Raw genomic sequence first — 13,361 nt, 5'->3', positions numbered from 1 at the left:
TAACTTGGGGGTAAAGATAACTGAATGGCTACACATAATCAATTAGGAAAACATGGTGAAGACCTTGCAGTGACCTACCTGACACAAAGCGGTTATACCATCCTGTTTCAAAACTGGCGCTATTCGCATTATGAAATTGACATTATTGCTACCAAAAACAACAAGTTGCACTTTGTGGAGGTAAAAACCCGGAGCAGCAACCAATTTGGCTACCCCGAAGAAAGTGTCACCAAAAAGAAATTCCGTTATTTACAACAGGCCGCAGATGAATTTCTTTATCAGCATCCCGGACATTACCGTATTCAGTACGATATTTTGTCGATTACACTCCGCGCAGGGCAGCCCGAGTTTTTTTTAATCAAGGATTTTTTCTTGTGAGGCTTCAGATTTAAGATTCGAGATGGTTCCGTCGGAAATCTCCTTTCTCAATTCTCAATGCTTCTTTGTAAATTAGCGATCTGCATTTATTTTTATAACGATCTAAACAACAAGGAATGAGACTAAAAACCTTTTCATTAAGTGCTGTTGCGCTGGCCACCCTGCTTGCCTCCTGTGGCGGCGGCGCTGAAGGAACCACCGAAACAACAGCTACTTCTTTTTGCACCGACTCTGCCTGTATTAAAGACCCTATCCGCCTGGGCAGCCCCACGCCGGATAAGCCTTCCGTAACCGTAAGTTTTAAAGATTGCCAGATTGATTCTATTGTTTTCGACAACGGAAAGGTAGGAAATGCCAAAATCGGCTTTGCAGATTTCTTTGGGGGCCGTACCGTAAAGCCGGGTAAATCACTTTTCGGATATGAATTTGGCGAAGGGCAGGCCGCCTGGTTAAAATTCAACGACTGTGCAACCGGGCGTGGTTATCTTATTAAAGTGCCTGCAGCCAAAGGCGTTAGCCCGATGAAATATTTTAGCGCGGTGAACAGTTTCGACCCGAAATTCAGGGTTGCAGACGGCCTCGTATCCTATTATGATAATACCTTCCTGTATGTCGAAGACGTGCAAACCGGTAAGGTGGCAAAAACCTTGCTTACCGATACCGGTGTAAAAGGGGTGGATCACGACAATGTGCATTCCTTTCTGGATTCTGTTGATATCCGGAAAGACCACCTGTATGCTAAAATCAAATATGAGGGCAAAGACATTGTGCATGATGTGCCCCTTTCTTTTAAGTAATTAAATAAAAAACCGTAAAGACGCTGCCTGAAAGAAGACAGCGTCTTTTATTTTTATGTGGGAGTCTTATAAAAAAAGTTTCCAGGCCTATTTAAAACTGGAGAAATCGCTTTCCGGAAATTCCACGGAAGCTTACCTTAGGGATATCGACAAGCTAACCGATTACCTGCAACTGCAATCGCTGGCGCTTGCACCGGCAGATATTACATTAAAACACCTGCAGTCTTTCCTGGCCTGGATCGCGGAACTGGGCATGCAACCAACCACCCAGGCAAGAGTGATTTCGGGGATCCGCGCTTTTTACCGGTTTTGCCTGCTGGAAAACATCGTGCAACAGGACCCGACCCTGCTGGTAGAAGCTCCTAAAACCCGGCGTACGCTTCCGGATGTGCTGAGCTTTGAAGAAATTGAACAGATCCTTTCCGCCATTGATCTGAGCAAGCCCGAAGGTACCCGTAATAAAGCAATCATAGAAACAATGTATAGCTGCGGGTTACGGGTGAGTGAAGTAGTACAGCTAAGGATTTCACAACTCTACCTCGATGTAGGATATATCCGGGTGATTGGCAAAGGCGATAAAGAGCGGCTGGTACCAATCGGAGGCACAGCCATCAAACATATAAAAATATACCTGCAGGAAATCCGGCCGCAACTGACCGTAAAACCGGGCAATGAGGATTTTGTTTTTTTAAACAAGCGCGGTACACTGCTTACCCGGGTAATGATCTTCCTGGTGATAAAAGCCCTTGCCACAAAAGCTCAGATTCAAAAAACCATTTCACCGCACACCTTTCGTCATTCTTTTGCTACACACCTGATCGAGGGCGGAGCCAACCTCCGTGCCGTGCAGGAAATGCTAGGGCATGAGAGTATCACCACCACCGAAATTTACACCCACCTGGACCGGGAATTTCTCCGCAAAACACTGGACCAGTTTCACCCGCTTTTCAACAAAAGCAGCTGAAAATTGTTAGGTTGCAGGATGCCGGATCAAGCACCTTGTATTAAAGATGCCTTTAAGTTTTTTCTGCAGATCCCTGATAACCAGATCGCAGTTTGCTGAACGGTAAATCGGGTCATTAGCTGGTTTCCGTCAACCGGCAACGATCAAAGAGAAGACCCCGGTTCCGTCCGGCAAAAAATTTTCCCGGATGCTGACTAAATAAGCAAGGGCAACTTATAATATTCTTCTATTTTCGCAAGTACCAAAAACAATCATCAATGAAACGTATCTTTTTATCTTTTCTTTTGGCAGGAGCCTTATTTTCGGCACAGGCGCAGGTAAAAGTCCCGGCGGCCAGCCCCGCGCAAACCATTAAACAGGATTTCGGGCTGGGCTCCATTGAATGGTCTTACAGCCGCCCCAGTCTAAAGGGCCGCCAGCTGTACACCGATCTCGCTCCTGCAGGAAAACTCTGGCGCACGGGGGCCAACGGTGCCACTACCCTAACCATCAGCGATGAGGTTATGATCGGAGGCAAAACCATTCCTGCCGGCAAATACGGATTGCTTACGATCCCCGATCGTAAATCCTGGACGGTTATTCTTACAAAACAAACCGATGTAACCAGTGATCCTACCGCGTATAAAGCATCAGACGATGTGGTAAGGATAGCGGTGGTTCCGGTAACTACAAAAAGCAGTACGGAAACATTTACCATCCAGCTGGCAAATATTACACCCACAACAGCGGAATTACAGCTTTCCTGGGGTAATGTACTGGTGCCCGTTCCGGTAAAAACCGTTATCGACGCGCGGATTATGGCATCTATTGATGCATCCATGCAATCCGATAAGCCCGCCTATTTCCAGGCAGCCACTTATTACCTGGAAAACAACAAGGACCTGAACAAGGCGATCGAATGGTTTGCAAAAGCAGCAGCAGCCCAACCCAAGGCTTACTGGATCCAGTACCAGTATGCAAGGGCCCTGGCAAAAGCCGGACGGAACAAAGAAGCACGTGCCGCAGCAGAGACATCTATGCAGCTGGCCAAAGAAAACAACAACGATGATTATGTGCGTAACAATCAAAAGCTGATCGCTACCCTGTAAATCATCCACACCTAAAACATCATCATGAAAAAAATTACCCTCGCACTCTTCGCGGTTGCCGCATCGGCGGTTTCCCTGTTGCATGCTCAAACCGTTTCACTGAAATTCAATCCTGCAAATGGGAGCCGGTATGATGTAATCAATACCAATAGCCTCCGCATGAAACAAACGTTTATGGGTCAGGTAATGAACATGGACTTTAGTACTATTTCCAACATGCGCTATGAAATAGCAGATGCGGGTGCTGAAAAGGCACTGACCCTTACCTATGGCCCGGTAAAAACGGATATCAGTTTCGCAGGGCAGGAAATGCATATCGATAGTGAAAGTCCGGATACCGCCAATGCCGCCAACAAAGCATTGCGCTCGATCCGTGGCAAAAAAGTTAAAGCCTTCGTTGCCGCTGATGGTTCTGTAAAAAAGATGGAAGGCTGGGAACTGGTAACAGATGCGCTTGGCTCCAATAAGGAATCCCAGGCAATGGTAGCTGAATTATTCTCTGAAGCCACTATAAAAAGCTTACTGGAACAGGGATTCAAAATGTACCCCGGAGAAGCGGTATCAGCCGGAAGCACCTGGACATCTGCCATCCAACTCGAAAAACCGTACAAACTGACCATGCACAATCTTTACACCCTCAAAAAAATTGAAGGAGGTAAAAGCCTGATCAGCATCGATGGTAAGGTCGGCACCGGGGGCGTTACAAAAATGGAGCAGCAAGGCATGGAAGTGGAAATAAACCTGGATGGTACGGTTAGCGGCACCATCTCGATGGACAATGTAACCGGCATCACCGACACCTCTACCCTGGTTCAGCAACTTAAAGGCACGATGAAGGTGCAGGGAATGGACGTTCCAATGGAAGCCACCGTGGAAACAAACATCCAGATGAAGGAACGTTAGAGCTCCGGATTTTTCCAACAAAAAAACGGTCCGTATTTGCCCGGACCGTTTTTTATTTATTGTGTATTGATCTTATAGTCTTTTGGTGGTGTGGCTCCCAGCAGGTGCTCCACGAAATAATCCCAGCGGCGCCGCATCATATAATAAGCGTCCGTTCCGTAACCATGCCTTGCATTGGGGATTACCACAAGGTCGAAGGATTTATTCGCCTTGATCAACGCATCAGCCACCAGGTAGGTATTATAGGGAGGCACATTATCATCCATGCCACCGGTTACCAGCATGAGTTTTCCCTGCAGGTTTTTTGCATAAAGCTGGTTGGCCTGTTTTTCATAATTATCGCCTTCCAGCAAACCGATATACCGTTCGCCCCAGTCGTCCTCGTAATTCCGGTTATCATGATTCCCGGATTCAGCAATCCCCACTTTAAAGATCTCGGGATATTTAAACATTGCCGACGCCGTTGCAAAACCACCACCAGAATGTCCCCATATGCCCACGCGATCCAGATCCATAAAGCCGTTTTTGGCCGCCAGTTGCCGCAGGCCCGCGATCTGATCGGGCAAGGTATTTTCTCCCATATGGCCATAACAGGCATCATGAAAGGCTTTGGAACGGTTGGGATTACAACTGCCTTCCAGCCGCACTACAATAAATCCCAGTTCCGCCAGGGCCTGAAAATCTCCGGAAGCCGCATTAAAGGACCAGCTGCCAACGCTGCCACCCTGTGGTCCGGGGTAAATATATACCACAACAGGATATTTCATTGAAGGATCCAGGTTCCCCGGTTTATAGAGCAACCCATAAAGGTCAAACTGCTGGTTGGCCGATTTTACGGTAAAGACCTCCGGTGCCAGCCAGCCTGCCTGTTTCAGTTTTGCGAGATCCATTGTTCCCAGTTCCCGGATGGTTTTCCCCGACAGATCTTTCAGCTTTGTCACTGGTGGTATAACCGGTGTGGAATATTTATCGATGAAATATTTTTTATCCGGCGAAAGGGTAATTGCATGATTTCCCGGCTCAGGTGTCAGCGCAACCACCGCTTTGCCGCTAAAATCTGTTCTGTAAAAATGACTGAAATACGGATTTTCTCCCGGCTCTTTTCCTTTGGCTTCAAAAAGGAGCTGCCGCTTCTTTGTATCTACTTCCAGCATTTTTGTTACCACAAAATCGCCCCTGGTAATTTGTTGTTTCACTCCGCCGGTTGCAAGGTCGTACAGGTAAAGATGTCCCCATCCGCTCCGTTCCGAATACCAGATGGCTTCATTGGTTTCCGGCAGAAATTTCCAGTTCGCCATGCCCTGGCCCGATTCATACTGGGTGGGCACCTTTTCCTCAAATACCGTACGCACGGCCCCGGAACCGATATCTGCAATCCGGAACTGCGCTATTTTATGATCCCTGCTTACCGATACAAAGGCCAGTTGCCTCCCATCGGTGCTCCATTCGTTATCGCCAAAACTTCCGTCGCAGGCAATATCATCACAAAGCGTTCCGCGACGATCATCCGGCGGCATTTTAAACCGCGTTGCAGCGGCTGTTTCCACGTCAATTACCAGACGGTGTATTTTTATAATGGCGCTATCACCCGGTAGCGGATACTTCCACTGTTCCAGCTCCGGTGCCCCTACTTTAGTGCGCACCAGGTACATATCCTTCACATGGCGCTGGTCCTGCTGAAAAGTGGCAATCTTCTTACTATCCGGCGACCACAAAACAATCGGCCGGTCTGAATGCGTCCACCCGGCATTATCGGTAGCATACCCAAAATCCTTTACGCCATCCGTTGTCAACGGCTGCTCTTTACCAGAGGCAAGGTCTTTTACCCAAAGGTTCCAGCTTTTTATATATACTTCTTTCTTTCCGTCGGGCGATACCACACCCGGGGCAGCAGCTTTTCTTCTGGCCGCCGGCTTTCCCGCATCCGGAGATTGACCAGTGATTACCTGCCCTCCTTTCTTAACCGCAGGATCGATGATCACATACTGTTTGGTTGAGGGCTCCTGGTACCAAAGCTTTCCGTCAGGCAGCCATTGAGGATTTACGGCCTGGCTATTGTACGCTTTTGCAGCGCTGCCTCCACTCATCGCGCGTACTGCCCGGTCATAATCAGCTGTGGTGACTACTTTTTTTTCCTGGGCCGTCAATCCTATCCCCACATACAGAAACCCGGTCAATAGTAAATATTTCTTCATAAACAACAACATGATAATATGCTTGAAAATTTCCGGCCAAATTAGTTTAATTTTTCGGAAATTTGTATCAGACGGTAGGTTATCGGATTTCAGGCCGCCGGGTGCTGTTATATTGCTATGATTGAATGCTACCTGTTATATTTCTTGATGCCAATACGTCTTTTGTTAAAAACAGGAAATGAATGGTTTCAGGTACATAGGATTACTGCTTGCTCTTGGTATTGCCGGAACCATGGCCGGTTGCCAGAAGAACGGCGATTCTACGCCTGACGGCTACACCCGCACTACCATTTTCGAAAACCCGCTTCCGGAACCCGTCACCATACAATATTTTACAGCGCGGATCAGTCCCAAAGGCGATACCACCATTCTTTTCTCGGGCGAAAAGATCATCGTAGATGCCAATTCGAGTACCCAGGTTGTTGAAACCATCTGCCTGAAGGATTGTGCGCCGCATCTTTCGCCACCCGTTCTCAACATGGCGCGTATAACCATTGGAGACCGGCAAAAAACAGATGTCAATTGCAACGCGACGCCTTCCGGTAAACCGATCCCCGATTGCGGAAAAGATCCTTCCAATATTTTCAATGAATCCTTGTGGTCGGTAACGAAAGAAAGCTCAGGAGACGTGCTTAAAACCTATACCTTCAATGCCGCAGATTACAGCAAAACCCGGTAATCGTTACGCGCGGCCGCTAAGGGCTTTTAACAAAACATTGGACATACTACAGGCCACGAACGAAAAAGCCTGCTTAATTTTAATCTGCATGTTATCCAGACTTTTAATATTATCACTCATCCTGCTGACGCTTCCGGCGACGAGTTTTAGCCAAACCTTTCTGCGGGGAAATATTTTCATGTATTCGAATGATACACCGGTGCCCGGGGCGTCCGTCACCAATCTTACCACCGGTAAAACCATCCTTGCTACGCCTGCCGGCACCTATGTGATTGAAGCCCGGAATAAAGACATTGTTGTATTCTCCTTTACGGGCCTCACGAGCGATACGGTGAAAGTAGAGGAACAACTGTTAAAAACCGGCTACGATGTAGGACTTAAAGAAGACCCGTACACGCTAAAAAATGTAACCGTAACCAGCAATTACCAGCTGGACTCGCTAAGGCGGAGAAATGAGTACAGCCGGTACTTTGAAAAGGGGCCAGGGATTACCGGGGGAAACCGCCCCCCGGACGGAGTAGGTATCTCAGTAAGTCCTATCAGTCATTTCTCCAAAAAGTCGCGCGAACAACGAAAATTCAGAAAGCAGCTGCTCAAAAATGAGGAAGAGGCTTATATCGACTATGTTTTTTCCCCGGTTTGGGTTGGCAAGCTTACCGGTTTAAAAAATGATTCACTACGCCAGTTTATGTACCAGTACCGTCCTTCCTACAAACTAGCCCGCAGCCTGGACCATACCGATATGATCGTCTATATCAACGATCGCTACAAAGAATTCATACGCCCCAAACGATAACGATGTTCCGGGGATGCATCGGATGGACACGATTTGATTACAGCTTCGCCATTCCCGTTATTGCACAATCCGTACTTCCCCTTTCAAACCTGCTGGCAGCAAAGGTTTTCCCTGCAGCCGGAAGGGTGCGGTGGTCCAGGTAAGCCGCTTTGCCTCCGGCAATTGCTGGTCGCCAATCAGCCGGTTGGCCCAGGTATTGGTAACGGCTATTTCCAGCATATTGGTTCCTTTTTTAAGCGCTTTTGAAATATCCATCCGGAGCGGATAGGTCCAGATGGTACCACAATTCACTCCGTTTACGGTTATGGTGGCCAGGTTATACAGGCTATCCAGCTCCAGCCAAACGGGTTTACCGGTCACCTCTTCCTTCCAGTCAAATTGATTCTTATATATGGCCGTTCCGGAATAATATTTGATAGCCGGCGCATCAAAGGCATCCCAGCTTTTCAGCACCGGCATGCTTACTACGGCATGCGGACCTCCAAAAACCGGATCGAATGTTACCTCCCAGTTGCCGGTTATGATGACCCGCTCTTTCACCGGAACAGGTTGGGGTATGGATGCCTGCTGCGGCTCCCGTTTTTGAAAGTGTACAAACACTGCAGCATTCGGCTCCAGCAAGAACCTTACAACGGTACGTCCCGCTTTCCTGCGCCAGTCAGTTGCAGGAGTCACTGTGCCGGTTACCGCATCCAGTAATTGAGGCACACCGTCTTTTACCCGGAATGCAATCTCCAGTGTACGCTTCCTTTCAAAGGGATTCGAAATAAAGTATAGATCCCCGTTTGCCAGGCTGCGATGTGCCCAGGCAATAGTATCACCACCTTTCAATACCTCCACATCCTGTTTCAAACCCAGGCTGCTGAGATCCGTCTGCCGGAAAGGCGCTGTAACCAGTCTTCCTTTTGAACGTGCAGCGCCGTATAACGCTTTCAATACCTGCCTTAGCAACAGCGGATCTTCCTTAAAACCAACAGGCGCCTCAAATCCTTTTTCCATGATCACCGTAGCGCCGTTGTGCACCAGTTCCCGTATCTTTTGGGCTATGGCAACCGGAAGCAGGCGGTTATTGGGATTCAACGCCTGCCTGCCCGGAATTACCAGCACGGCATAGGACGCGCCGCCCGGGGTTACCACCCTGCCCCGCTCCACGCGCATCTGTAACAATACATCCGGGTTAAAACAATCGTATTTATAGCCATGCAATGCATTTACATAATTGCCGGGATCCGCCATATTTGCTGCATGCAGCACTCCGGAAGGACGGGTAGTTACGGGTGCTCCCTTATTCTCCATCCGCTGTCTTTCATAGGCAACAGCTGCAGCACCAAAAAGACCAGGCAGGGTTTGAACCAGCCGCTCCGGCAATACAGAGCGCCGGGGCAGCTCCGTTCCCGTAAACACTGCTATATCCGAAACCGGTTTGCCCAGCTGCAACAAGGCAGAAGTCCTTGCCAGGTAATCGATCCAGGCCTTGCCCGGTTGCATCCAGGTTTGATCTCTCTGAAAATACAAGCCAACCCCGTCCAGCGTTACACCTGGCTTTTTGCTCAGGAACGGATTATGGGCAAACACGTGCAACACCATTTTGTTGATCCCCATTGCAAAATTGCGATCTCCCAGTACCTTAATATTTCCGGGATGTTCGCTCCAGTCCATCCGCAGCGTGGTAAAGGCTTCCGCCTGTATAATGTTCTTGCCATAGATGTGGGCACCGCTGATGGCATCCAGCATATCGTTGGGCTTATCATGCGTAGGGCTGTTGAGCCAGAATTCGCCCATGGGAATATCCACGAACTGGTAGTGCATCAAGCCATCGCTCACCATGGTTGGTGCCACGCTTTCCGCGCTGAACGCGGTGCCCTTTTCATGGGCAAGCGCTTTCAATGTTTTGTAAAAAATATCCTGAACCAGTTCAGCAATGGTATTGCGTACATCATGCAGAATCTGTTCTGAAACCACCGCGCTTTCCAAAGGCACACCGGTCATTACCAGCAGCCAGGGCCGCAGGTCATAGCCCCGCCGCTGTTGAAACTCGGTAAGAAAATTCCGGCTCCAGTTCTGGCTGCCACATTCCCAACTGTCTACATGAAAGACTTTCAGCACGTCCTTTGCCAGGCCCGGGTCTGTTTTTTCAAAAGCTTTGGCAAACCAGTTGTTGAATTGCAGTTGTATGGCTTCCGGATCAAACTTATCACATTCCAACCCCTTTCCCGCTCCGCCGGTGGCGTTTACATGCCCGGTACTGGTATGACCAATGCGGACAATAACCCAGTTACCTGCCGGGGGTATCCAGTGCAGCGTTCCATCACTGCTCATTTTACTGCTCAGATCAACAATACTCTTTAACGGCACCGCGTCCCGGTCCGGAACCTGCACGGTATCTGTATTTGCGGCCACTCGCCAGATGCTGCCGTTCTTTGCCTCATACTGGTTGATCACCGGTTCATCATCCAAGTAGATGCCCATAACCTTCAACGAAGGCTTCCATTTTGCAGCGTCCAGGTCTTCTGCCCCCGGCTCCGACCCCGTTTTATCATAAACAAACCGGAAATATTTTGCTGAAGTTCCCGGTAATGAAAAGGTATAATCCGCATCTGTATCCTGCCAGCCGTGGCGGGGCGGCTCCAGTTGGGTAATGGTTTTAAAATGGATACCGTCGTTGCTGCTTTGCACCACGAGGCGAAGGGCCTGGTAGTTATTGCCGCCAATATGAATGCGCACCGACCTTGCCGTAAACGGCCGCGGGTACTCGTAGCGGATCCATGCGTCTGTATCGGTTTTAAAACTTTGCTTGCCGCCCACATCCGGCAATGCCAGGAAATCCGCCGTCACGCCGGTACTGGTGGTTACCCTTGGCTCTATGTTTTCACCGGTAAACGCAGCATTGCTTTTTGCAGGGTAAGCAAATACCGCAATATCCCTGTAATAGCCCTCGTTCGTTTCCGGCTGATCCAGCTTTATGGGACTGTTGGCTTCGGACCTTGCGTATCGTTTGCTCCAGGTTATTTTTTGCATGGATCGCTCCGGCGTGATCCACGGGCCACCTCCCAGTGCAAACCCATCGCTGAAATGCATGGCCAACTTTAAGTTGAGCCGTTTTGCTTCTTTCATCGCATGATTGACCATGCCCCACCACTCCGGCGTTAGCTGCCGTACCGGATGATCAAACGGCAGTTTCGCCGATGTATCGCCAATCGGCATCAGGTACGCTCCGCCAATACCCGCGCTCTTCATGGATTCAAGATCTGCGGTGATCCCTTCTTTAGAAACAGCGGCATGCATCCAGTACCAGAATACCCAGGGGCGCGCCTGCTCCGGCGGATTTGTAAAAGCGGTCTTTACATCAGCAGCCGTATGCTGCCCGAATGCCATCTGCCCGCAGCACAGACAGCACCACCCTAAAAGCAGCTGCCATATGATCACTTTCTTCATTTTATTTTTCCGCATTCCGGATGTTCGTTTAAAATCATTAGCGTGTTAATGGTAACCAAACGCGCATATCCGATGCGCCCCTGTTTGCCCAGGCATAATAAGGAATCAATGTTACCGGTTCCGGCCGCAATTCCTTTCTTACCTCCCGGTAAAGGTCCTGCTTCCTGTTTTCCACGGTAACGGCTTTTGCGGTTCCGGTTAGAGCTATGAATCGCGCTTTACCAATGGCTTCCGGTACAGGGCTCAATTTTATATCTGCCGGAATCAGCAGGTCTGTTATATTGTTTCCTTTATAATCCGGAGATTCCAGGCAATAAACAACCGGCCCCCTTTTTATCGACACCTGGTTACGGGTCTCCTCCACCAGCGGATTGCTTTCCATCAACTGAACCGGCATGTCCAGGTTTAGTTCAATTTTATCGCCCGGCTTCCAGTTCTTATCTAATCGTATATATTGTCCGCCCGTTACGTTCTGTGTGGTTCCCTTGCATTTTACCACAGCGTTTTTGCACCACCCCGGGATGCGCAGGTAAAGGGGCATGGCTGCCGGCGCTCTTTGAATGGTAAGGGTTATATTCCCCTCCCAGGGATAGGCGGTTTGTTGCGTCAATTGTATTTTATTTCCATCCCATGTTGTTTTGAGCTGGTTGCTGCTGTAGGTATTGATGTACAAGCCGTTTTTGCCGATACCATACATATAGTTACCCACTTCCGCAAGGGTTCGTACCAGGTTGGGCGGACAGCAATTCGACAGGCTGATATAAGGCTTCCGTCCACCGTTCCACCGTAGCTGGTAAGGGTAGTCCCTTGCTGCCGCAAGCGGGTTGGTATAAAAATAATCCTTCCCGTCCAGGCTCACCCCACTCAACACGCCATTGTACAAAGCCAGTTCCACGATATTCATATAGCGCTCCTCCCCGGTCAGTAAGAACATGCGCCAGTTCCAGAGCATATTACCGATATTGGCACAGGTTTCATTGTGTGCGCTTAAATTGGGCAGCTGGTAATCTCTCCCGTAAGACTGATGTACTTTTTGTACCGTATCGGGGTTATAGGAGGTACCGTCTACTGAAACACCGTCATACAAGGCGCCGCAACCGCCGGTGATGTACATCTTTGTGAAGATGACATTATCCCATAACTGATCCAATGTTGTTTTCAACGTTTGATCCCCGTTTTCTGCATACAGGTCTGCCACCCCCGCCATCAGGTAGTTGGCCCTTACAGCATGCCCTACGATCTTTTTCATTGCGCGAAAGGGGGCACGGTCGCTGTTATCATCCGTACCTTCTACGGCACCGCGGAGGTCGATCAATTTTACCAGCAGCTGGAGGTATTTTTTTTGATGCGTGGTACGGTACAATTCCGCCAGGCCCATATAGTGCGAAGGACAAATGGCGTTGCGTGCCTGCTCCGGCGTGGCGGTATTATAAAACCCGGTCAGGAAATCTGCAGCCTTCGCAGCAATGTTTAGCAGGTTGGTTTTACCCGTTGCCCGGTAATGCACACAGGCCGCAGTCATCAGGTGGCCAAAATTATAGGCTTCAAAGCTAAGCCTGTCTTCAAACATCTTTTGTGCGCCGGTACGCCGCTGGGTGATGATATTTTTTGTATAGATATAACCGTCTGCCCGCTGTGCTTTACCGACCACCGCAATGGCTTGTTCCAGCCGCTGATTCAATCCAGGATCTTTTGTAACCGCATACATGGCCGACAATGCTTCCAGCGTTTTATAAAAATCACCATCGTGAAAAGAAGGCCCCCTGAAAGTCCCGGTATCCAGCCCCGCAGCAATCCTGAAATTCTGAAATGCATAACAGATCGTATCACTGGTATACGTTTTCCAGAGCGTGGGCACCATTTCATTGCGACAGACCGCAAAACGTTCCGCCCAAAAGCCATCGGTAAATTGAACCGCTCCCAGGCCCACTGTCGACAAGGCGGCATAGGGACTGTTGCCTGTATTTACAAGGCCTTGCTGGGTGTAAACAGTAGTGCCGATATTACACAAGGCCAGGCTTATTGTCAAAAAATATTGCTTCATTTTTAACAGCTTCATTCAATTGTACTTTCTATCCATATCATTTTAAAGCCTGCCTGCTATTTTAAATAATAACGAGCCGGTA

The 13,361-nt window shown here is 49.0% G+C and carries 10 protein-coding genes; 7 read left to right on the top strand and 3 right to left on the bottom strand.

The window, feature by feature from the left end; genetic code table 11:
- Nucleotides 1-24: 24 nt before the first annotated feature.
- The 5 genes from LL912_RS23095 (at nt 25) to LL912_RS23075 (ending at nt 4,130) form a co-directional block, all read left to right on the top strand.
- A complete protein-coding gene (locus LL912_RS23095) occupies nt 25-378 on the top strand; it encodes a YraN family protein (protein ID WP_235555984.1) in 354 nt (117 codons plus the stop codon).
- Nucleotides 379-494: 116 nt separating this feature from the next.
- Entirely contained in the window at nt 495-1,175 is a 681-nt protein-coding gene (locus LL912_RS23090) for a hypothetical protein (RefSeq protein ID WP_235555983.1), read from the top strand.
- Nucleotides 1,176-1,230: 55 nt separating this feature from the next.
- A complete protein-coding gene (gene xerD / locus LL912_RS23085; RefSeq protein WP_235555982.1) occupies nt 1,231-2,139 on the top strand; it encodes a site-specific tyrosine recombinase XerD in 909 nt (302 codons plus the stop codon).
- 257 nt (nt 2,140-2,396) lie between these two features.
- Nucleotides 2,397-3,227, top strand: a complete 831-nt coding sequence (locus LL912_RS23080) for a DUF2911 domain-containing protein (protein ID WP_235555981.1) — start codon at nt 2,397-2,399, stop codon at nt 3,225-3,227.
- A gap of 24 nt (nt 3,228-3,251) precedes the next feature.
- Nucleotides 3,252-4,130 carry a DUF6263 family protein gene (locus tag LL912_RS23075; protein WP_235555980.1) on the top strand — a complete coding sequence of 293 codons (879 nt, stop codon included), beginning with the start codon at nt 3,252-3,254 and terminating at the stop codon, nt 4,128-4,130.
- A 56-nt stretch (nt 4,131-4,186) separates the two neighbouring features.
- On the opposite strand, the gene LL912_RS23070 is transcribed toward LL912_RS23075, so the two are convergent.
- Entirely contained in the window at nt 4,187-6,325 is a 2,139-nt protein-coding gene (locus tag LL912_RS23070) for a S9 family peptidase (RefSeq protein ID WP_235555979.1), read from the bottom strand.
- Between the two features lie 178 nt (nt 6,326-6,503).
- Between LL912_RS23070 and LL912_RS23065 the strand changes: the two genes are divergently transcribed.
- Nucleotides 6,504-7,004 (top strand): hypothetical protein, encoded by a 501-nt coding sequence (locus tag LL912_RS23065; protein ID WP_235555978.1) that lies wholly within the window; start codon nt 6,504-6,506, stop codon nt 7,002-7,004.
- Nucleotides 7,005-7,092: 88 nt separating this feature from the next.
- Nucleotides 7,093-7,800, top strand: a complete 708-nt coding sequence (locus LL912_RS23060; RefSeq protein WP_235555977.1) for a hypothetical protein — start codon at nt 7,093-7,095, stop codon at nt 7,798-7,800.
- A 57-nt stretch (nt 7,801-7,857) separates the two neighbouring features.
- Here LL912_RS23060 and LL912_RS23055 read toward each other — a convergent pair whose 3' ends face one another.
- Complete coding sequence (locus LL912_RS23055; protein WP_235555976.1) at nt 7,858-11,250, bottom strand: glycosyl hydrolase; 3,393 nt, start codon at nt 11,248-11,250, stop codon at nt 7,858-7,860.
- Between the two features lie 22 nt (nt 11,251-11,272).
- Nucleotides 11,273-13,279, bottom strand: a complete 2,007-nt coding sequence (locus LL912_RS23050; RefSeq protein WP_235555975.1) for an aceric acid hydrolase — start codon at nt 13,277-13,279, stop codon at nt 11,273-11,275.
- Nucleotides 13,280-13,361 lie beyond the last annotated feature (82 nt).

This window comes from Niabella agricola, assembly GCF_021538615.1.
Classification (GTDB): domain Bacteria; phylum Bacteroidota; class Bacteroidia; order Chitinophagales; family Chitinophagaceae; genus Niabella; species Niabella agricola.
The sequence above is the reverse complement of the archived record's forward strand: the minus strand, read 5'-3'. Positions and strand labels throughout refer to the sequence as shown.

Coding starts and splice junctions, on each gene's coding strand:
- LL912_RS23070 (WP_235555979.1), bottom strand. CDS start 6,325: ATGAAGAAATATTTACTATTGACCGGGTTTCTGTATGTGGGGATAGGA.
- LL912_RS23095 (WP_235555984.1), top strand. CDS start 25: ATGGCTACACATAATCAATTAGGAAAACATGGTGAAGACCTTGCAGTG.
- LL912_RS23065 (WP_235555978.1), top strand. CDS start 6,504: ATGAATGGTTTCAGGTACATAGGATTACTGCTTGCTCTTGGTATTGCC.
- LL912_RS23055 (WP_235555976.1), bottom strand. CDS start 11,250: ATGCGGAAAAATAAAATGAAGAAAGTGATCATATGGCAGCTGCTTTTA.
- LL912_RS23060 (WP_235555977.1), top strand. CDS start 7,093: ATGTTATCCAGACTTTTAATATTATCACTCATCCTGCTGACGCTTCCG.
- LL912_RS23080 (WP_235555981.1), top strand. CDS start 2,397: ATGAAACGTATCTTTTTATCTTTTCTTTTGGCAGGAGCCTTATTTTCG.
- LL912_RS23090 (WP_235555983.1), top strand. CDS start 495: ATGAGACTAAAAACCTTTTCATTAAGTGCTGTTGCGCTGGCCACCCTG.
- LL912_RS23050 (WP_235555975.1), bottom strand. CDS start 13,279: ATGAAGCAATATTTTTTGACAATAAGCCTGGCCTTGTGTAATATCGGC.
- LL912_RS23075 (WP_235555980.1), top strand. CDS start 3,252: ATGAAAAAAATTACCCTCGCACTCTTCGCGGTTGCCGCATCGGCGGTT.
- xerD (WP_235555982.1), top strand. CDS start 1,231: ATGTGGGAGTCTTATAAAAAAAGTTTCCAGGCCTATTTAAAACTGGAG.